At 69.2% G+C, this 20,277-nt stretch carries 16 protein-coding genes; 13 read left to right on the plus strand and 3 right to left on the minus strand.

What is annotated here, in order from left to right:
* Positions 1–241 precede the first annotated feature (241 nt).
* The 7 genes from nusG (at position 242) to BCD49_RS02295 (ending at position 13,780) form a co-directional block, all read left to right on the plus strand.
* Complete coding sequence (gene nusG, locus BCD49_RS02265; protein ID WP_007514793.1) at positions 242–1,024, plus strand: transcription termination/antitermination protein NusG; 783 nt, start codon at positions 242–244, stop codon at positions 1,022–1,024.
* A 52-nt stretch (positions 1,025–1,076) separates the two neighbouring features.
* Positions 1,077–1,511 carry a 50S ribosomal protein L11 gene (gene rplK, locus BCD49_RS02270; protein WP_007514794.1) on the plus strand — a complete coding sequence of 145 codons (435 nt, stop codon included), beginning with the start codon at positions 1,077–1,079 and terminating at the stop codon, positions 1,509–1,511.
* Positions 1,512–1,613: 102 nt separating this feature from the next.
* Positions 1,614–2,330 (plus strand): 50S ribosomal protein L1, encoded by a 717-nt coding sequence (rplA, locus tag BCD49_RS02275; protein WP_007514795.1) that lies wholly within the window; start codon positions 1,614–1,616, stop codon positions 2,328–2,330.
* 734 nt (positions 2,331–3,064) lie between these two features.
* Positions 3,065–3,640 carry a 50S ribosomal protein L10 gene (gene rplJ / locus BCD49_RS02280; RefSeq protein WP_007514796.1) on the plus strand — a complete coding sequence of 192 codons (576 nt, stop codon included), beginning with the start codon at positions 3,065–3,067 and terminating at the stop codon, positions 3,638–3,640.
* Positions 3,641–3,759: 119 nt separating this feature from the next.
* On the plus strand, positions 3,760–4,152 hold the full coding sequence (rplL, locus tag BCD49_RS02285) for a 50S ribosomal protein L7/L12 (protein ID WP_007514797.1): 393 nt from the start codon (positions 3,760–3,762) through the stop codon (positions 4,150–4,152).
* A gap of 2,217 nt (positions 4,153–6,369) precedes the next feature.
* Positions 6,370–9,792, plus strand: a complete 3,423-nt coding sequence (rpoB, locus tag BCD49_RS02290; protein ID WP_071041055.1) for a DNA-directed RNA polymerase subunit beta — start codon at positions 6,370–6,372, stop codon at positions 9,790–9,792.
* A 97-nt stretch (positions 9,793–9,889) separates the two neighbouring features.
* Positions 9,890–13,780: a DNA-directed RNA polymerase subunit beta' gene (locus BCD49_RS02295; protein WP_007514800.1), complete on the plus strand. Its 3,891-nt coding sequence runs from the start codon at positions 9,890–9,892 to the stop codon at positions 13,778–13,780.
* A gap of 81 nt (positions 13,781–13,861) precedes the next feature.
* Here the strand turns inward: BCD49_RS02295 and BCD49_RS02300 are convergent, their stop codons facing one another.
* The gene (locus BCD49_RS02300) at positions 13,862–14,683 is read right to left on the minus strand and encodes a MerR family transcriptional regulator (protein ID WP_007514802.1); all 822 of its coding nucleotides are present in this window, start codon (positions 14,681–14,683) and stop codon (positions 13,862–13,864) included.
* A gap of 228 nt (positions 14,684–14,911) precedes the next feature.
* Here BCD49_RS02300 and BCD49_RS02305 point away from each other — a divergent pair, with 228 nt between their 5' ends.
* From BCD49_RS02305 to BCD49_RS02315, 3 genes are all read left to right on the plus strand, one after another.
* Positions 14,912–15,715, plus strand: a complete 804-nt coding sequence (locus BCD49_RS02305; RefSeq protein ID WP_198939416.1) for an SDR family oxidoreductase — start codon at positions 14,912–14,914, stop codon at positions 15,713–15,715.
* A gap of 174 nt (positions 15,716–15,889) precedes the next feature.
* The gene (locus BCD49_RS02310; RefSeq protein WP_083401193.1) at positions 15,890–16,198 is read left to right on the plus strand and encodes a type II toxin-antitoxin system CcdA family antitoxin; all 309 of its coding nucleotides are present in this window, start codon (positions 15,890–15,892) and stop codon (positions 16,196–16,198) included.
* A complete protein-coding gene (locus BCD49_RS02315) occupies positions 16,195–16,614 on the plus strand; it encodes a PIN domain-containing protein (protein WP_007514805.1) in 420 nt (139 codons plus the stop codon). Before BCD49_RS02310 ends, BCD49_RS02315 begins: the two co-directional genes overlap by 4 nt.
* A 105-nt stretch (positions 16,615–16,719) precedes the next feature.
* Here the strand turns inward: BCD49_RS02315 and BCD49_RS02320 are convergent, their stop codons facing one another.
* Positions 16,720–17,448, minus strand: coding sequence for an SDR family NAD(P)-dependent oxidoreductase (locus tag BCD49_RS02320; protein ID WP_071041056.1), 729 nt, complete (start codon positions 17,446–17,448; stop codon positions 16,720–16,722).
* Positions 17,449–17,520: 72 nt separating this feature from the next.
* On the opposite strand from BCD49_RS02320, the gene BCD49_RS02325 reads away from it, so the two are divergent.
* On the plus strand, positions 17,521–17,910 hold the full coding sequence (locus BCD49_RS02325) for a winged helix-turn-helix transcriptional regulator (protein WP_071041057.1): 390 nt from the start codon (positions 17,521–17,523) through the stop codon (positions 17,908–17,910).
* A 47-nt stretch (positions 17,911–17,957) separates the two neighbouring features.
* Here BCD49_RS02325 and mug read toward each other — a convergent pair whose 3' ends face one another.
* Positions 17,958–18,599 (minus strand): G/U mismatch-specific DNA glycosylase, encoded by a 642-nt coding sequence (gene mug / locus BCD49_RS02330; RefSeq protein ID WP_007514808.1) that lies wholly within the window; start codon positions 18,597–18,599, stop codon positions 17,958–17,960.
* Between the two features lie 827 nt (positions 18,600–19,426).
* Between mug and rpsL the strand changes: the two genes are divergently transcribed.
* The gene (gene rpsL / locus BCD49_RS02335) at positions 19,427–19,801 is read left to right on the plus strand and encodes a 30S ribosomal protein S12 (protein ID WP_007514810.1); all 375 of its coding nucleotides are present in this window, start codon (positions 19,427–19,429) and stop codon (positions 19,799–19,801) included.
* Positions 19,801–20,271, plus strand: coding sequence for a 30S ribosomal protein S7 (gene rpsG / locus BCD49_RS02340; RefSeq protein WP_007514811.1), 471 nt, complete (start codon positions 19,801–19,803; stop codon positions 20,269–20,271). The genes rpsL and rpsG overlap by 1 nt, the downstream gene beginning before the upstream one ends.
* The last annotated feature ends 6 nt before the right edge of the window (positions 20,272–20,277 follow it).

A 20,277-nucleotide genomic window follows, 5' to 3' on the forward strand; every position in this document is an offset into this window, starting at 1 on the left:
CGGAAGGGCGGGCGCGGAGGTTCGACCGTGACCGGTCGGGCCGGTGCCTCGCGCGAGTCGGGGTACTACTGGATGTGGGTCAGACGGTCGCTCCGCCAGCGTCAGCCCGCCAGCACCGACAAGTACGAGCCGCGAAGTCCGAGTCAAGGTCCGAGTCAAAGCCACGAGCCAGCGCATCCGCCCGGAGGCGCACGTAACCGAACGTGCTCCGCGGGCGACCACACGAGTAAGGATCGTCCGCGTGTCCCAGTCTCCCGAGCATGCCGCCTCCGAGCAGGGGGAGGCTCTCGACAGTCTCAGCCCGCTCGCGGCGTTCGAGAACGACGAGGTGGCGAGCACGGACGCCGGCGCCGCGCCGGATGAGGACGACACGGCCGCCGCGCCGGCCGGCCTGACCGCCGGCTCGCCTGCCACCCCCAGCTCCGCCAGCGTCGCCGCCGCCGATGACGAGGACGACGCCGACGAGCTGCGTCGAGCTCTCGAGGACGCACCCGGCGAGTGGTACGTGATCCACTCGTACGCGGGCTACGAGAACAAGGTCAAGACCAACCTCGAGACCCGGATCTCCAGCCTCAACATGGAGGACTTCATCTTCCAGATCGAGGTGCCGCTCGAGGAGGTGCCGGTCGTCAAGAACGGCAAGCGCCAGCTGGTCCTGCAGAAGAAGTACCCGGGCTACATCTACGTCCGGATGGACCTGACCGACCAGTCCTGGTCCGCTGTGCGCAACACCCCCGGCGTGACCGGGTTCGTCGGCCTGACCAACAAGCCCTCCCCGCTGCGCAAGGAGGAGGTGCTCTCCATCCTCGCCCCGGTGGCGAAGAAGGAGAAGAAGGTCGAGACGGTCAAGGTGCAGGAGTTCGAGGTCGGCGAGTCCGTCACCGTGATGGATGGGCCGTTCGCGACGCTGCCGGCGACCATCAGCGAGATCAACACGGATGCCCAGCGGCTGAAGGTGCTGGTCTCCATCTTCGGCCGCGAGACGCCGGTCGAGCTGCAGTTCAACCAGGTCGCGAAGATCTGATCCGTCCCGGTGGGCCGCCGGGCTGGGCCACCGAAAGTTCAGGAAGAACGAGATGCCTCCCAAGAAGAAGAAGATCACTGCGGTGATCAAGCTCCAGATCAACGCCGGCAAGGCCACCCCAGCGCCCCCGGTGGGCCCGGCGCTCGGCCAGCATGGCGTCAACATCATGGAGTTCGTCAAGCAGTACAACGCGGCGACCGAGTCGCAGGTCGGCAACGTCGTGCCGGTCGAGATCACGGTCTACGACGACCGCTCGTTCACCTTCGTCACCAAGACCCCGCCGGCCGCGAGGCTGATCCTCAAGGCCGCCGGTGTCGACAAGGGCAGCGCGACGCCGCACCGTGACAAGGTGGCGAAGCTGAACGCGACGCAGCTGCGCGAGATCGCCACGATGAAGATGCCCGACCTCAACGCCACCACCATCGAGGCCGCGGAGCAGATCATCGCCGGCACCGCCCGCTCCATGGGCATCGTCGTCGAGAAGTAGGCCGGGCGAGAGCACGGCGGTACGGCAAAGGCAGCCAGTCCCACCGGTGGGAGGGCGCCAGGCGTCTGCCTGGGGGGCCCGCCAGGACCACGAGGAGAAGCAATGAAGCGCAGCAAGGCATACCGGGCGGCGGCCGAGAAGATCGACCCGGAGAAGCTGTACAGCCCGCTGGAGGCCGCGAACCTCGCGAGGGAGACGTCGGCCACCAAGTTCGACGCGACCGTCGAGGTCGCCTTCCGGCTCGGCGTCGACGCCCGCAAGGCCGACCAGATGGTCCGTGGCACGGTGAACCTGCCGCACGGCACCGGCAAGTCGCCGCGGGTCGTGGTGTTCGCCGCCGGTGAGAAGGCCGCCGAGGCGCAGGCGGCCGGCGCGGACGTCGTCGGCAGCGACGACCTGGTGGCCCGGATCCAGGAGGGCTTCCTGGACTTCGACGCCGCCGTCGCGACCCCCGACCAGATGGCCAAGGTCGGCCGGATCGCCCGGATCCTCGGCCCGCGTGGCCTGATGCCCAACCCCAAGACCGGCACCGTGACGCTCGACGTCACGAAGGTGGTCAAGGAGATCAAGGGCGGTAAGATCAACTTCAAGATCGACAAGCAGAACAACCTGCACATCGTCATCGGGAAGACGAACTTCACCGCGCAGCAGCTCGTCGAGAACTACGGCGTCGCGCTCGACGAGATCGTGCGAGTGAAGCCGTCCGCGGCCAAGGGCCGCTACCTGAAGAAGATCACCATCGCCACCACCATGGGCCCCGGCATCTCGGTCGACCCGAACCGCACCCGCAACCTCCTGGAGGACGCGGCCGCGAGCTGAGCCGCCCGCCCCCTGGGGCCTACCTCCTGATACGCGCGCCGAGCCGTGCCGGTCTTAGACCGGCACGGCTCGTCCCGTTCGGCGGGTCACGTAATCACCCTGGCCGGGAGACCCGCCACGAGCGAAGCGAAGTGGCCCGACGGACGAGCCTGCTTTGGTTTGGTGACGTTCAGCGGTAGGCGACCGTGCGGGCGCGGAGGCGTGCCTCGCGGAGGCCCGGCCCACGAGCGAAGCGAGGTGGGTCGGGCCGCAGCGAGGTCGCCGGAGCGCCCGTGAGCGGAGGAGGACGGCGCGCGGAGGTCCCTTGGGAGCGAAGCGAGTAAGGGGCCGGAGCGCGCCGCCCGGACGGAGCGAACCAGAAACAACCTTCTGCTCTGACCGGCAAAGCATGTGTGGTTTGAGAGCTGTACCGGGCGTGACCGGTGTGTGGTTTGAGGGATGCGGCCGGGCGCCACCGGTGTGTGGTTTGGGAGCTGTAGTATTGGTAGTAGTTCCACACCACAGACCGCTGGTCGCCGTCCGCCCGCTCCGCCGGGGAGGACGACCGAAGGTCCCGGAGACACGTCCGGGCGGCCCGCGCAGGTGACGGACGCGAACCGTACGCCGAGGCGGCGGGCCCACCAGGTGCCAGCCCCGCGAGTACGGAATCCCGCCCCGAGCGCCTGCGCCGGGGCGTTCGTCGTTTCTCGAGGGGCTTTCGGGTACGGCCGGCACCGTTCCCCACAAGGAGCCCGATGGCGAACCCTGAGAAGAGCGCCGCCGTGGCGGAGATCACCGACCAGTTCCGTGGCTCCACCGCGGCCGTCCTGACCGAGTACCGCGGCATGACCGTCAGCCAGATCACTGAGCTGCGCCGGTCGCTGGGCGCCAGCACCAAGTACGCGGTCGTCAAGAACACCCTCACCAAGATCGCTGCCGAGCGGGCCGGCGTGACCGGCATCGACGAGCTGCTCGTCGGGCCGACCGCCGTCGCGTTCGTCGGCGGCGACCCGGTCGAGGCGGCCAAGGGCCTTCGGGACTTCGCCCGCGCGAACCCGGCCCTGGTCGTCAAGGGCGGCTTCGTCGAGGGCAAGGCGATGTCGGCTGACGACATCCGCAAGCTCGCCGACGTCGAGTCCCGCGAGGTCCTGCTGGCCAAGCTGGCCGGCGCCATGAACGGCTCGCTGGCCAAGGCCGTCGGCCTGTTCGCCGCGCCGCTGTCGCAGGCTGCCCGGCTCGCCGAGGCGCTGCGCGCCAAGCGCGAGGCGGAGGCCGGTGGCGCCGCCGAGGCTTCGGCCGAGACGCCTGCCGAGGCCGTCTCCGTCGAGTAGCCGTCCCGGCCGGCGACAAGCCAGCCAGGTATCACCCGCGACGGCGGCCAGACCATGCGGCCCGGCCGCCGGACCGCACCACGACGATCCAAGTCACAGAACAGGAAGGAACCGCCATCATGGCGAAGCTCTCGACAGGCGACCTGCTCGACGCGTTCAAGGAGATGACGCTGCTCGAGCTGTCCGAGTTCGTGAAGCAGTTCGAGGACACCTTCGGCGTCACCGCCGCCGCCCCGGTCGCCGTCGCGGCCGTCGCGGGCCCGGGTGGCGGCGGCGAGGCTGCCCCGGCCGAGGAGGAGAAGGACGAGTTCGACGTCATCCTCGAGGCCGCTGGCGACAAGAAGATCCAGGTCATCAAGGAGGTCCGCGCCCTGACGAGCCTGGGCCTCAAGGAGGCCAAGGACCTCGTGGACGGCGCGCCGAAGCCGGTCCTGGAGAAGGCCACCAAGGAGGCGGCGGACAAGGCCAAGGCGGCCCTCGAGGGCGCCGGCGCCAAGGTCACCGTCAAGTAGCACCCGCGCGGCCGCTCTGGCCGTGCGACGAAGCGAGCCCGGTGGCCCCGCCACCGGGCTCGCTTCGTGCTTTCCCCGTCTGATCCGTGCCCGTCGACGGCGCATCAGCGCAGCGTCAGCACAACCACGTCGTCAGCCCGGAATCAGCCCAGCCACCGCCAAATACATCAGCCCGGAACCGGCTGGGGAGGCGCTGCGCGCCCGACAGGCTTTCCCGCGGATCTTCGGGAACGGCTTTCGCCGGCAGCCGGGCGCAGTCCCCATACACAACTGGCGATCACCGGGCCGCGACGGCCGAGATCCACCCCATGATTGTCGAGTGGGTATGCGAACTGGCGCACCGTGGCCCGGTTTGTCCAACTTGTGCATACCCAGCCCGCGATCTTCCGGCGGCACAGCTCCTGGGCGCGTCGAAGATCACAAACTGGGTATGCAGACGGGCTTCCAGGCCTCGTCAGCAAAGGTCCACGAGAGTTGGCCTGGCCGTGACTTCGTGCGGCCGGCCTGGGCGGGACCGCCGGGAGYCAATGACCACCATCCTCGGCACCCGGTCTTCGTCGAGGCAGCCAACATTGGGGCCTCGACCGCGCTTTCGCCCCAATTCCACCTGTCTCCGCACGTAGACCCACCCCAACGGGCAGCTGCCACGCCTCGCACGAACCGCGACCGACCAGCCACAGCCAACCGACGAAGTGCCACCAGGGAGGGCGCTGCGCGCCTGGCAGGCGGTGCCCGGCCGGGTGCCTGTCGGATCACGAAGCCGGGGTCCCCTGCCAGATCGGCGAACGGGGTCCCTGCCGGATTGGCGAAGCCGATCTGGGAGGTCGTGATCTGGCAGGTCTGCTGGGATGTCCGGGGCGCGAAGAGTCCCGGACCCGCCGGATCGGCCCCGCAACCTCCACCGATCCGGCGGGAACCCCGGCGGGGCCGCCGCCGCGCCGACCTGGTTGTGGCCTGCCTCTGGCGAGATGCGTTACGGTCCGTCGGGCCGGGCGCCCGCCGGGGACGGCGCATCAGCCCGGCGCCCCGGGTCCCTCGCACCGGCCCACGACAAGGCCGGCCACCGCCAGGTGGCCTCGGCCCGGAACCACAGGGAACGCATTCGGCGTTCAGCGCACAGCGGGCTGGCGCGCACCGCCAGTCCTCCGGAGTGGCCGCGGCCGCCAGGGTGTCCGATGCTGGTGGGACGCTCGGCGTAGGGCTGGGGACAGGCCAGATGGCCGGGCGTTGCCGGCCCGGTGTGACATCGGGACGACACGGTTGCAGCCCGGCGGGGGCGGCAGAACGGTAACTACCCGCACATGGGGTCCGTCTGAGGGGTTGACTCGATCCCCAACAACGGAGTTCCATCATTTGGCGGACCACCGCCGTGATCTGGTGAAGTCGGGCAGGGTATCTCCCATCGGGGCAACCCAGCCGACCAGCCGGTGCGTCGGGTGGCCGGTCGATCCAGGGCTCTGGGGCCCTGGGGTCGGCTGGCCGCGACGACCTCACGATGGCGACACAGCGTGGCGGTGGCCGGAGGGCCGTGGGCGTCAGACGGGCGCGCGGCCGACGGGCGGACAGGAAAGGCGGGAGCGGCGGGCACACGGCAGGTCAGCGGCAGACAGTGAGCAGCGCGAAAGTAGTGCACAACGGACATGACGACGGGGCTTGTCAGCAGTGCGGCCTAGGGCTACACTGCTAGTTTGCGCTGTCCTTTTCGTTGCACTGAGCCGCTCAGACTCGTTCCCGCCAGCCGTGGTGGATCCGCCGGTACTCATCCCGCGGAGCCACTGAAGCCACGCCCCGCCGCCGCATGTTCGGGCCGGTGGGCTCGCGTACCCGTGGGACCTGGTCTGGTGGGCTCTGTGCGGCGAAAAGGGGCCAGCGTGATCGTGCCGGCTACAAGCCGGTGTGGTCCTTGCCCGCCCATCCACGAGAGAACCGCCCAGCTAGTTCGTCCCGCCTGCCGGTGTCAGCCGGCCCGGCGGGCTCCGACGCCCGCCCTCAGACGACTTCGGACCTCCTGGTGCCGCGCCTCGCGCGACCGGGACCGACGGAACACGTCTGACGGTCCCGGCGTTCGAATCGATCTGGCGTGACGGTCACCACAGAGACGAGTTGCGCACTACCCCGCTGGCGCCGCGTGTAAACGCGGCGAGACACTGATCACCTGACCACCCCGACGGCTCCTCGGCGTCTCCCGCCCGACGCCAGGCCCCCGGAAGGACCACCTTGGCCGCCTCGCGCTCCGCCTCCCGCATCTCGTTCGCCAAGATCGTCGAACCCCTCGAGGTCCCGGACCTTCTCGCCCTACAGACGCAGTCGTTCGACTGGCTGATCGGCAGTGATACCTGGCAGGAGAGGGTCCAGGAGTCCATCGACGCCGGCCGTGACGATGTTCCCCTCACCTCGGGTCTGGAGGAGGTCTTTGAGGAGATCTCTCCGATCGAGGACTTCTCCGGTTCCATGTCCCTTTCGTTCCGGGATCACCGGTTCGAGCCGTCCAAGTACTCCGTCGAGGAGTGCAAGGACAAGGACATGACGTACTCGGCGCCGATGTTCGTCACCGCCGAGTTCACCAACAACACCACCGGTGAGATCAAGAGCCAGACCGTGTTCATGGGCGACTTCCCGCTCATGACCCCGAAGGGCACGTTCGTCATCAACGGAACCGAGCGGGTGGTCGTCAGCCAGCTCGTCCGCTCGCCCGGCGTGTACTTCGAGAAGTCGCTCGACAAGACGTCCGACAAGGACCTCTTCTCCTGCAAGGTCATCCCGTCGCGGGGTGCCTGGCTGGAGTTCGAGATCGACAAGCGGGACACGGTCGGTGTCCGCATCGACCGCAAGCGGCGCCAGTCCGTCACCGTGCTGCTCAAGGCGCTCGGCTGGGACGAGGCGCGCATCCTCGAGCGCTTCGGCGACTACCCGTCGATGCGCGTCACGCTGGAGAAGGACCACACCGCCGGCCAGGACGACGCGCTGCTCGACATCTACCGCAAGCTGCGCCCTGGCGAGCCGCCGACGCGTGAGTCCGCGCAGACGCTGTTGGAGAACCTGTTCTTCAACCCGAAGCGCTACGACCTCGCCAAGGTCGGCCGTTACAAGGTGAACAAGAAGCTGGGCCTGCACGTCGAGGGCCCGGTGGGCGTGCTCACCGAGGAAGACGTCGTCCGCACGATCGAGTACGTCGTGAAGCTCCACGAGGGCATCGACCCGGCGTACGAAGTGGACGACATCGACCACTTCGGCAACCGGCGGCTGCGCACGGTCGGCGAGCTGATCCAGAACCAGGTGCGGCTCGGCCTCGCCCGGATGGAGCGGGTCGTCCGCGAGCGGATGACCACTCAGGACGTCGAGGCGATCACGCCGCAGACCCTGATCAACATCCGGCCGGTCGTCGCCTCCATCAAGGAGTTCTTCGGCACCAGCCAGCTGTCCCAGTTCATGGACCAGACCAACCCGCTGGCCGGCCTGACCCACAAGCGCCGCCTCTCGGCGCTCGGCCCCGGCGGTCTGTCCCGTGAGCGGGCCGGCATGGAGGTCCGCGACGTGCACCCGAGCCACTACGGCCGGATGTGCCCGATCGAGACGCCGGAAGGCCCGAACATCGGCCTCATCGGCTCGCTGTCGACGTTCGCGCGGGTCAACCCGTTCGGCTTCGTCGAGACCCCGTACCGCAAGGTCGTCGCCGGCCGGGTCACCGACCAGATCGACTACCTGACCGCGGACGAGGAGGACCGGCACGTCGTCGCCCAGGCGAACGCCCCGCTGACCGGGGACGGCTCCTTCGCCGAGGACCGGGTGCTGGTGCGCCGGAAGGGCGGCGAGGTCGAGTTCATCCCGCCCGACGAGGTCGACTACATGGACGTCTCGCCGCGCCAGATGGTGTCGGTCGCGACCGCCATGATCCCGTTCCTCGAGCACGACGACGCCAACCGCGCGCTCATGGGCTCGAACATGCAGCGGCAGTCCGTGCCGCTGCTGCGCTCGGAGTCGCCGCTGGTCGGCACCGGCATGGAGGCCCGCGCGGCCAAGGACGCCGGCGATGTCGTCGTCTGTCAGCAGGCCGGCGTGGTCGAGGACCTGTCCGCGGACTACATCACCGTCATGCACGACGACGGCACCCGCCGCACCTACCGGCTGGCGAAGTTCCGCCGCTCCAACCAGGGCACCTGCATCAACCAGAAGCCGATCGTCGACGAGGGTGACCGCGTCGAGTCCGGCCAGGTGATCGCGGACGGCCCGTGCACCGACAACGGCGAGATGGCGCTCGGCAAGAACCTGCTGGTCGCCTTCATGCCGTGGGAGGGGCACAACTACGAGGACGCGATCATCCTCTCGCAGCGGCTCGTCCAGGACGACGTCCTCTCCTCGATCCACATCGAGGAGCACGAGGTCGACGCCCGGGACACGAAGCTCGGCCCGGAGGAGATCACCCGCGACATCCCGAACGTCGCCGAGGAGGTCCTCGCCGACCTCGACGAGCGGGGGATCATCCGGATCGGCGCCGAGGTGAACCCCGGCGACGTGCTGGTCGGCAAGGTCACCCCCAAGGGCGAGACCGAGCTGACCCCGGAGGAGCGGCTGCTGCGCGCGATCTTCGGCGAGAAGGCCCGGGAGGTCCGGGACACCTCACTGAAGGTGCCGCACGGTGAGTCCGGCAAGGTCATCGGCGTCCGGGTGTTCTCCCGCGAGGACGGCGACGAGCTCCCGCCCGGCGTGAACGAGCTGGTCCGGGTCTACGTCGCCCAGAAGCGGAAGATCACCGACGGTGACAAGCTCGCCGGCCGCCACGGCAACAAGGGCGTCATCGCCAAGATCATGCCGCAGGAGGACATGCCGTTCCTGGAGGACGGCACGCCCGTCGACGTCGTGCTCAACCCGCACGGTGTGCCGCGGCGTATGAACATCGGCCAGATCCTGGAGACCCACCTCGGGTGGGTCGCCAAGACCGGCTGGCAGGTCGACGCCGGCAAGGAAGAGTGGAAGGAGCGGCTGCGCACCATCGGCGCGGACGCTGCCAACCCGGGCCAGAACGTCGCCACTCCGGTGTTCGACGGTGCCCGCGAGGAAGAGATCACCGGCCTGCTGGACTCCACCCTCCCGAACCGGGACGGCGTCCAGCTGATCGGGGCATCCGGCAAGGCCAAGCTGTTCGACGGCCGCACCGGTGAGCAGTACCCGTACCCCGTCGCGGTCGGCTACATCTACATCCTCAAGCTCCTGCACCTCGTCGATGACAAGATCCACGCTCGCTCGACCGGCCCCTACTCGATGATCACGCAGCAGCCGCTGGGTGGTAAGGCGCAGTTCGGTGGCCAGCGGTTCGGCGAGATGGAGGTGTGGGCGCTGGAGGCGTACGGCGCCGCCTACGCCCTGCAGGAGCTGCTGACGATCAAGTCCGACGACGTCCACGGCCGGGTCAAGGTCTACGAGRCGATCGTCAAGGGTGAGAACATCCCGGAGCCCGGGATTCCCGAGTCCTTCAAGGTGCTCATCAAGGAAATGCAGTCGCTGTGCCTGAACGTCGAGGTGCTTTYCAGTGACGGCGTTCAGATCGAGATGCGCGACACCGACGAGGACGTGTTCCGGGCGGCGGAGGAGCTTGGGATCGACCTGTCGAGGCGTGAGCCGAGCAGCGTCGAAGAGGTCTAACGGTCTGGCCGGGCCGCCCGCTTACCTGGGCGGCCCGGCCGGCACCCGCTGACCCGACTGAGCGTCCCGACTGAGAAAGAGAGAGCAGGCGACAGTCTTGCTGGACGTCAACTTCTTCGACGAGCTGCGCATCGGCCTGGCCACCGCGGACGACATCCGCCAGTGGTCGCACGGCGAGGTCAAGAAGCCGGAGACCATCAACTACCGCACCCTCAAGCCGGAGAAGGACGGGCTCTTCTGCGAGAAGATCTTCGGTCCGACCCGGGACTGGGAGTGCTACTGCGGTAAGTACAAGCGGGTCCGGTTCAAGGGCATCATCTGCGAGCGCTGCGGCGTCGAGGTCACGCGCGCGAAGGTGCGCCGTGAGCGGATGGGGCACATCGAGCTGGCCGCCCCGGTCACCCACATCTGGTACTTCAAGGGTGTGCCGAGCCGGCTCGGCTACCTGCTGGACCTGGCGCCGAAGGACCTGGAAAAGGTCATCTACTTCGCCGCCTACATGATCACCAAGGTGGACGTCGACGCGCGCCACCGTGACCTGCCGACCCTCGAGGCCCGTATCGGCGTCGAGAAGCAGGGCATGGAGGACCGCAAGAACGCCGACGTCGAGGCTCGCCAGCGCAAGCTGGAGTCCGACCTGGCCCAGCTCGAGGCCGAGGGCGCCAAGGGTGACGCGCGCCGCAAGGTGCGGGAGTCGGCCGAGCGCGAGATGCGCCAGATCCGCGACCGCGCCCAGCGCAAGATCGACGAGCTGGACCGGGTCTTCGACCGCTTCAAGGGCATGAAGGTCCAGGACCTGGAGCCGGACGAGCTGCTCTACCGCGAGCTGCGCGACCGGTTCGGCCAGTACTTCGACGGCGGCATGGGCGCGGAGGCGCTGCAGCGCCGCCTCGCCGACTTCGACCTCGAGGCCGAGGCCGAGTCGCTGCGGGAGACGATCCGCACCGGCAAGGGCCAGAAGAAGGCTCGCGCGCTCAAGCGGCTCAAGGTCGTCTCGGCGTTCCTGAACACCCGCAACTCCCCAATGGGGATGGTGCTCGACTGCGTCCCGGTCATCCCGCCGGACCTGCGCCCGATGGTGCAGCTCGACGGTGGTCGGTTCGCGACGTCGGACCTGAACGACCTCTACCGCCGGGTCATCAACCGGAACAACCGGCTCAAGCGGCTTCTCGACCTCGGTGCGCCCGAGATCATCGTCAACAACGAGAAGCGGATGCTGCAGGAGGCCGTCGACGCGCTGTTCGACAACGGCCGCCGCGGCCGCCCCGTCACCGGGCCCGGCAACCGTCCGCTCAAGTCGCTGTCGGACATGCTCAAGGGCAAGCAGGGCCGGTTCCGCCAGAACCTGCTCGGCAAGCGCGTCGACTACTCCGGCCGTTCGGTCATCGTCGTCGGCCCGCAGCTGAAGCTGCACCAGTGCGGCCTGCCCAAGCAGATGGCGCTGGAGCTGTTCAAGCCGTTCGTGATGAAGCGGCTGGTCGACCTCAACCACGCGCAGAACATCAAGTCCGCGAAGCGGATGGTGGAGCGCGCGCGGCCGGTCGTGTGGGACGTGCTCGAGGAGGTCATCACCGAGCACCCGGTGCTGCTGAACCGGGCACCGACGCTGCACCGCCTCGGCATCCAGGCCTTCGAGCCGCAGCTGGTCGAGGGCAAGGCCATCCAGATCCACCCGCTGGTCTGCACCGCGTTCAACGCGGACTTCGACGGCGACCAGATGGCGGTGCACCTGCCGCTGTCCGCCGAGGCGCAGGCCGAGGCCCGGATCCTGATGCTGTCGAGCAACAACATCCTCTCGCCGGCGTCCGGTCGTCCGCTGGCCATGCCGAGCCTCGACATGGTCACCGGGGTGTTCCACCTGTCCCGGACCTCGACGGGCCTCGTCGGTGAGGGGCGGTTCTTCTCGAGCGTCGCCGAGGCGCAGATGGCCTACGACGCGCGCGAGATCGAGCTGCAGGCGCAGATCAAGGTCCGGCTGCGCGACCACACGCCGCCGACCGAGTGGGAGGCGCCGGCGGACTGGATCCCCGGCGACCCGTTCACGCTGGACACGACCTTCGGGCGCTGCCTGCTGAACGAGGCGCTGCCAGAGGGCTACCCGTTCATCAACGCGCTGCTGCACAAGCGGGACCAGGCCGCGATCGTCAACGACCTGGCCGAGCGGTACCCGAAGGCCCAGGTCGCGGCGACGCTGGACGCGCTCAAGAGCGCCGGTTTCTACTGGGCCACCCGGTCCGGCGTGACCGTCGCGATCGAGGACGTCATCGCGCCGCCGAACAAGACCGAGATCCTCAGCAAGTACGAGGACCTCGCCGAGAAGGTCCAGAAGCAGTTCGAGCGCGGTTTCCTCTCCGACGACGAGCGCCGCAGCGAGCTGGTCCAGATCTGGACCAACGCGACGAGCGAGGTCGCGAAGGCGATGGAGGACCACTTCCCGCCGACCAACCCGGTCGCGACGCTGGTCAACTCCGGCGCGGCCGGAAACATGATGCAGATCCGTCAGCTCGCCGGCATGCGTGGCCTGGTCTCCAACCCGAAGGGTGAGATCATCCCGCGGCCGATCAAGGCGAACTTCCGCGAGGGCCTGTCCGTGCTGGAGTACTTCATCTCCACGCACGGCGCCCGCAAGGGCCTCGCCGACACCGCGCTGCGGACCGCCGACTCCGGCTACCTGACCCGCCGGCTCGTCGACGTGAGCCAGGACGTCATCGTCCGTGACGACGACTGCGGCACCGAGCGCGGCGTGCTGACCCGGATCGCGACCAAGAGCGCCCAGACGGGCGAGCTGGTGCGTGACAGGTACGCGGAGACCTCGGCCTACGCGCGGACGCTGGCGGCGGACGCCGTCGACGTCGGCGGCGAGGTCATCGTGCCCGCGGGCGCCGACCTGGGCGACGTCGTCATCGGCCAGCTGCTCGAGGCCGGGATCGAGACGGTCCGGGTTCGCTCGGCGCTGACCTGCGAGTCGCGCCGCGGCGTGTGTGCCCAGTGCTACGGCCGGTCGCTCGCGACCGGCAAGCTCGTCGACGTCGGCGAGGCGGTCGGCATCGTCGCCGCCCAGTCGATCGGTGAGCCGGGCACCCAGCTGACCATGCGTACGTTCCACGCCGGCGGCGTCGCCGGCGACGACATCACGCAGGGTCTGCCGCGAGTGGTCGAGCTGTTCGAGGCCCGTAGCCCCAAGGGCAAGGCCCCGATCAGCGAGGTCGTCGGCCGGATCAAGATCGAGGAGACGGAGAAGACCTTCAAGGTCGTCGTCGTCCCCGACGACGGCTCCGAGGAGATCGCCTACCCGGTGCCGCGGCGTTCGCGCCTGCGGGTCGCCGAGGGCGAGCACATCGAGGTGGGCACCAAGCTCATCGACGGTGCCGTCGACCCGCACGAGGTGCTGCGCATCCTCGGCCCGCGCCAGGTGCAGATCCACCTGGTCGAGCAGGTGCAGGAGGTCTACCGGTCGCAGGGTGTGTCGATCCACGACAAGCACATCGAGATCATCGTTCGCCAGATGCTCAAGCGGGTGAACGTGCTCGAGTCGGGTGAGACGACGCTGCTGCCGGGCGAGCTGGTCGAGCGGGCGAGGTTCGAGGGCGAGAACCGGCGCGTCGTCGAGTCCGGCGGCCAGCCGGCGTCGGCCCGGCCGGTGCTCATGGGCATCACCAAGGCCTCGCTGGCCACCGAGTCGTGGCTGTCGGCGGCCTCCTTCCAGGAGACCACCCGGGTGCTCACCGACGCGGCGATCAACGCCCGGTCGGACTCGCTGGTCGGCCTGAAGGAGAACGTCATCATCGGCAAGCTCATCCCGGCCGGTACCGGCATTCCGCGGTACCGCAACATCCGGGTCGAGCCGACCGAGGAGGCGCGGGCCGCGATGTACACGGTCGGCGGCTTCGACGACGCCGGCACGGTCGAGTACGGCGCCTTCGGCACCGGCACCGGCCAGGCCGTCCCGCTCGATGAGTTCGACTTCGGCAGCCGCGACTACCGGTAGTCGGTAATAACCGGTAACCCCGGCCGCACGAACGACGGCGGGCGTCCCCTCGGGGGCGCCCGCCGTCGGCGTTCGGGACGCTCAGGTTGTGGAGGTCCGGAAGACAGGTCTGCCGATCTCGGTGCGCCAGGCTGTCTCGTCGTCCGTGTCGCGCGGGCCGACGAGGTAGACCTCGCGCACGGGACCGGCGACGCCGAGCGCCTGCTCGGTCACGTACCTGCCGAGAGCGCCGTAGGTCACGTCGATGTCATCGTGCGGCCCGCGGTGCACCGTCACGGCGAGCTCGGCGGCCGGTACGACGAACGGTGTCACCCGGCCGCTGGTCGGCGGTGTCCCGGCGACCGGCAGGTAGACGGCCGCGGAGCCCCGCTCGTCGGTGAACAGAGCGTCGTCGTACAGACCGCCGGGGGGCCCCGAAGAGGCGAGCCCCACGGCCGCCAGCGCCGTCGCGAGCTCGGCCATCGCGCCGTCGTACCACGGCAGGATCTCGTCGTGAGCCACCGTCGCCCGGATCGCGGCGGTCGTGATCGCGGCCGATGCCCGTAGCTGGACCTGGAGCGGTGGCGACGCGGGATCCAGGAGGCGACGCAGCGAGGTCACAGCGGCGCGGGTCGCGTCCAGCTGACGCTCTAGCCGCGCCAGGTGCCCGGCGATCAGGGCGCTTCTCGTCTCCGGGTCGGAGGTGGAGAGGATCTTCTTGATCTCCTGGACGGGCATGTCGAGTTCGCGGAAACGATGGATCACCTGGGCGGTGGGCACCTGCTCGGTCGAGTAATAGCGGTAGCCGGTCGACTCGTCGACCTCATCCGGTTCCAGGAGCCCTGCCTCGTGATAGCGGCGGAGCATCTTCACGCTCAGGTGTGTGATCCGCGAGAAGTCGCCGATGGTCAGGGCAGTGCGCATGGCCGCACTCTGCGCCCTCCCCCCGGGGGGAGGGGCAACTCGGACGGGTCGCGGAACGCGCTTTGACTCTCCCTGCGGGGGAGGCCCGACGGTAGCCCATGTCCCCGCAGGACAGGCGCCGCACCGGGGCGCCGCTGCCGGCGCCACCGAGGAGGTCCTGATGACCACGTCTACCCATACGGCGCCCCCCGCGCCGTTCGCGCTCCTCCTCAACGAGACCGGGCCGCGATGACGGTCCAGGCCGCGATGACGGTCATCGGCGACTCGCTCGCGGGGCGGCGGGCGCTGGTGACCGGTGGGAGCCGGGGCGCCGGTGGGGCGATCGTGGCGCGCCTCGCCGCGGCCGGGGCGACCGTGCTCACCACCGCGCGGGCGATCCCCGACGGGCACCCGGATCCGAGCCTTTTCGTGGCCGCCGATCTCAGCACGCCTGAGGGTGTGCGCGCGGTGGTCAACCGGGTAGGCGAGCGACTGGGGGCCGTAGACATTCTGGTCAACTCCCTTGGTGGCTCGCACGCGAGTCCCGGTGGCTTCGCGGCGCTCAGCGACGACGACTGGCGAGAGGAACTGGATCTCAACCTTCTCGCGGCCGTGCGTCTCGACCGGGCGCTACTGCCCGCGATGATCAATGCTGGCCGCGGCGCCGTCGTGCATGTGWCGTCCATCCAGCGACGGATGCCGTTGTACGACGCCACCCTTGGTTACGCCGCAGCGAAGGCGGCGCTCACCACGTACAGCAAGGGACTGGCGAACGAGGTCGGGCCACGGGGTGTGCGGGTGAACGTCGTGGCGCCTGGGTTCATCCAGACCGACAGCGCCGAGGCGCTCGTCGGCCGCCTCGCGCGCGTCGCGGGTATCGACCGTGACGCCGCGCTCGGACGGCTCATGGACTCTCTGGGCGGCATTCCGATCGGCCGCCCGGCCCGGCCCGAGGAGGTGGCTGAACTGGTGGCGTTCGTGGTCTCCGACCGGGCCCAGTCGATCAACGGTGCCGAGTACGTCATCGACGGTGGCACCGTCCCAACCGTCTGACCGGACCTCAAGAGATCATGCTAACTAACTGCTAGTTAGCATGATGGGTGGCTTGCGCTACCTCTCGGAGGCGGATGATCGATTCCGGGCCGGGCGTTCGCCCTGGTAGGGCCAGGTGTACCGCCGCGCCCTGCTGGAGGTAGGACTGAAGGAGGATGGGGGTAGGATTAGATCGTGATCCGAGAACCTCAGCCTCAGCCCGCGAAGCGGAAGGTCTCGCTGACGCTCGACGCGGACCTCGTCGCGGAGGTGGAGTCCGGCGGCGAGAGCCTGTCGGCGGAGGTCAACCTGGTGCTCCGGGACGAGCTGGCCCGCCGCCGTCGGCGGCGGGCCTTGCGGACTCTGCTGGAGCGTCTCGACGAGCAGGATGGCCCGCTCGACACCRCCGAGGACGAGGAGGAGATCGCGCGGTATATGCGGCTGTTGGGCGGTCCGGCCGACGATGCCGACCAGCCGGCTGCGCGGCGCGGTCCCGTTCGGTGAACGTCGTACTCGACGCGGAGGCGATCAACGCGCTCATTCAGGAGCGGCATCCGGCACGGCTCGCCGTCCGACGCGCGATGACGGCGGCCGAGCGACTCGGCCGTGACGTCGTCGTTCCTACCGTGACACTCGCCGAGCTCTATCGAGGCGCCGGCCGCAACCGTGCTCTGGATGCGATGCTGGCGCGTGAGTCAGCCGCTCTGCTGCTGCGCGATACCGACCGGGGGCTCGCCCGCCTCGTTGGGGCGATCCTCGCGGAAGCGCGCGTCGGTTCTGAATACCTTGCGGACGCCCATGCTGTCGCAGCGGCGGTCGAGGTTGGCGGTGGGGTAGTGCTGACGGGCGATCCCGACGATCTGTCCCGCCTGGCAGCGCCCTATCGGACCGTGGTCATCGAGAAGCTGGACAGCAAATAGCATCGGGCGCCGACGCCAGGGAGAAGCACGGGTCGGCGTACCGAGGCAGGTGAAATTGGGCCGCGACCACGCTTTCCGGCCCAATTTCGCCTGCCTCGATGGAGATCAGGTACCCGAAACCGGCAACGCGCTGGCGACGATCTCGCGCTCGCCGTCGATGGCGATCCGCCAGACGGCGTCGGCCAGGTCGTCGGGGTCGAGGGTCGGATATGCCCMGTCCGGGGCGGCCGCCGTGGCCAGTCGGTGGATGTCGCCACGCTCGATGAGGCCGCCAACGACAAGGGCGCCGGCCTGGATACCGCGTGGGGCYACCGCCTCGGCGACCGTCAGGGCGTACGTCCGCAGCGCCGCCGACGCGGGAGCGAGCGGGCCGAGGAACGGCAGGGGTACCACGRCGCTCAGGCCCGTCACGTACACCAGCGCGCCGGTTCCACGCTTGGTCATGGCTGGCAGCAGGTAGTTCGTGGCCTCGACAGCGGGGCTCACGGCCGCCGCGACCGCCTCGAGGACATCCCCAGGTCCGGTCTGGAGAATGTCGACAGGATAGGCCGCCGGGTTGTCGGCGCCGGGGCCGCAATAGAGGACGTCGATCGGGCCGAGCGCGGACTCCACCACGTCGAGAGCATGGTGCAACTGGCCGGGGTCGCGGGCATCCGCGGCTGTCGCGAACGCGTGCACGCCCGCGCGTCCGAGGTCGGTCAGATAGCCGTCGTGGCGGTCGGCGCCGCGTGAGACCAGGCCGACCGCGTATCCCGCCCCGCCGAACCGGCGGGCCACGGACATCCCCAGGCCCGGTCCCGCGCCCAGTACCAGCAGTGTGCCCGTCGAACCCATGTTGCCTCCCACGTAGCTTCGTCGGAAGCCAACCCTGACCGCCGCGCGCAGGATCTGGAAGAAGGCACTTTCATGTCAGCTGGGAACACGGATGTGACCGCCGCTCGGCTCGCCACGGCGCTCACGGTGAAACTTCCGGAGCAGGTCGAGTCGGCGGAGTACGAGGCCTGCCCAGTGACGAAGATGGTCCGCCTGCTTGGGGACAAATGGATTCTTCTTGTCCTCATGCTGCTGGCAGAGCGGCCGCATCGGTTCAACGAGCTTCGGCGGCGGATCAGCGGGATCAGCCAGCGGATGCTTACTCGCACACTGCAGACGTTGACGGCCGACKGGCTGGTCGCCCGTACGGTCCATCCGACGGTTCCGCCGGCCGTCGACTACTCCCTCACCGACCAGGGGCGGAGCCTGCTGGTGCCACTCACCGATCTCGCCGATTGGGTGGTGCGACGCCAAGCCGCGTGACGGCGACGTGGAGGGGCGCCAAGTGCTCCCAGGCTCGATGGACCTAGCTACGGAAGGGAAGGCCCGTAGGCGACGTCGTAGAGCTCGCGGTAGGCCTCGACGAGAGCCGGGAGCGAGTAGTGGGCGTTGAGGCCACTCGGGTTGGGGAGGAGCCAGACTCCCGTCGAGCCGAGGTGATCTGGCTGGCGGCCGACGGGGGCCTTCTTCTGGCCGAACGCGACGCGGTAGGCGCCGAGGCCCAGGAAGGCCAGCCAACCGGGCTGGTAGCGCTCGACGGTGGTCGTGAGCCGGCCGACGCCGGCGCGGATCTCGTCGTCGTGGATCTCGTCCGCGCGGGCGGTGGCGCGGTTGACGATGTTGGTGATGCCGATGCCGTGGGCGAGCAGCTCGCCCGTCTCGGACGGGTGCAGCTGGCGTTCGGTGAAGCCCGCCTGGTGCAGCGTCGCCCACAGCCGGTTCGCGGTGCCGCCGAAGTGGAAGCCGGTCGCGCCCGCGGCGAGCGACGGGTTGATCCCGCAGATGAGGACCTTCAGGCCAGGGGCGACCAGATCGGGGACGGCCCGTCCGTAGGCGGCGTCGAGCTCGGCCCGGGTCGGCCTGCGGCGCGGGTCGGCGGGTGCGTTCGCGCTGGTCCCGGTACTGGCACTGATGTCCGGTGCTACCTGGGTCGCGGGATTTGTGCTCACCATGCGCGCTCCCATCGTCATCGTTGGGCGAAGGCTCGGTGACCGCCGGTGGGTTCTTAACACCAACCTTGTCATTTCACTCCCACTCGGCCTGCCAGAGCTGCACAATGACTCCCGCAGGACCGACATCGGCAACCCACCGCGAGCTGGCGGGCGCCGTAGCGGCGGAACCGGGCGGCTGGCCCCATAGCCAGCACACGACACGTCAACGGCGACGAACTGACCGGCTGTGCGAGTCGGGGGACATCCCGGACTCGGCAGGTCATCTTGGAGGCGGCGGGCGAGGCGGCCCCAGCTCCGATGGCGCTCGGCGGGCGGCTCTGAGAAGAGCCGTGGGCGCGGATGACACCCGGTTCGACACTTGACGTGGGCGTGGAGTAATGTTGCGTCCTGTGGCCAGAGTCCATGCGGCTCTGGCGTGTGTCCTGCGCCCCGTTGTGGCGCTGTGGCGCCAGACTGACGACCGAGCGTCGCTGCCTGGGGATCTCTTCCCGGGTAGGTGACGCGGGCCGCGGAGCGCGGGTGACCTACGGGTATCCCCGGGCCAACCGCGACCAGGAACGGTCGGCGGGCTGGTTGCCGTCGGCGACTATCGGGCCTGCTTCACCTCAAGGGACGCCGGCCAATGCCGGCGGGACCGCGGTGACGAGCGGGTAGGCGCGCTCCTCTCAGGACGATCGGCCCTCGGTCGATACGTGCTGGCAGGCGCGACACGCCCGACCTCGTGGGTCGGCCAGCCACCTGGAATCCCAGGTGGTGGGCTGTCTTCGGGTGTCCGGCACGCCAGGCGAGAAGAACAGCACCGCGACGGAAGAGGAACGGGAGCGCAGTTGCCCACGATCCAGCAGCTGGTCCGCAAGGGCCGGCAGGACAAGGTCGAGAAGACCAAGACCCCTGCCCTCAAGGGGAGCCCGCAGCGTCGTGGCGTGTGCACCCGGGTCTACACGACCACCCCGAAGAAGCCGAACTCGGCGCTGCGCAAGGTCGCCCGTGTCCGGCTGTCTAGCGGGATCGAGGTCACCGCGTACATCCCGGGTGTCGGCCACAACCTCCAGGAACACTCGATGGTCCTGGTCCGTGGCGGCCGAGTGAAGGACCTCCCGGGCGTTCGTTACAAGATCGTTCGTGGCGCGCTGGACACCCAGGGTGTCCGCAACCGCAAGCAGGCTCGCAGCCGCTACGGCGCGAAGAAGGAGAAGGGCTGATGCCGCGCAAAGGGCCCGCTCCCAAGCACGCTGTCGTCGTCGACCCGGTATACGGGTCGCCGCTGGTGACCTCTCTGGTCAACAAGGTGCTGATGAGCGGCAAGAAGTCGATCGCCGAGCGGATCGTCTACGGCGCGCTCGAGGGCGCCCGTGAGAAGACCGGCAACGACCCGGTCGTGACGCTCAAGCGCGCGCTGGACAACGTCAAGCCGACGCTGGAGGTGCGCAGCCGCCGGGTCGGTGGCGCCACCTACCAGGTGCCGATCGAGGTTCGCGCCGGCCGTAGCACCACGCTGGCGCTTCGCTGGCTGGTCGCCTACTCGCGCGGCCGCCGTGAGAAGACGATGACCGAGCGGCTCATGAACGAGCTGATCGACGCGAGCAACGGTCTCGGCGCGAGCGTGAAGCGCCGGGAGGACACCCACAAGATGGCGGAGTCCAACAAGGCCTTCGCCCACTACCGCTGGTGACCTGTC

This window comes from Pseudofrankia sp. EUN1h, from assembly GCF_001854645.1.
Classification (GTDB): domain Bacteria; phylum Actinomycetota; class Actinomycetes; order Frankiales; family Frankiaceae; genus Pseudofrankia; species Pseudofrankia saprophytica.

Excerpts from the sequence above, each read along its gene's own strand:
- rplK (WP_007514794.1), top strand. The coding sequence starts at position 1,077 with ATGCCTCCCAAGAAGAAGAAGATCACTGCGGTGATCAAGCTCCAGATC.
- rplA (WP_007514795.1), top strand. The coding sequence starts at position 1,614 with ATGAAGCGCAGCAAGGCATACCGGGCGGCGGCCGAGAAGATCGACCCG.
- rplJ (WP_007514796.1), top strand. The coding sequence starts at position 3,065 with ATGGCGAACCCTGAGAAGAGCGCCGCCGTGGCGGAGATCACCGACCAG.
- rplL (WP_007514797.1), top strand. The coding sequence starts at position 3,760 with ATGGCGAAGCTCTCGACAGGCGACCTGCTCGACGCGTTCAAGGAGATG.
- BCD49_RS02300 (WP_007514802.1), bottom strand. The coding sequence starts at position 14,683 with ATGCGCACTGCCCTGACCATCGGCGACTTCTCGCGGATCACACACCTG.
- mug (WP_007514808.1), bottom strand. The coding sequence starts at position 18,599 with ATGGTGAGCACAAATCCCGCGACCCAGGTAGCACCGGACATCAGTGCC.
- rpsG (WP_007514811.1), top strand. The coding sequence starts at position 19,801 with ATGCCGCGCAAAGGGCCCGCTCCCAAGCACGCTGTCGTCGTCGACCCG.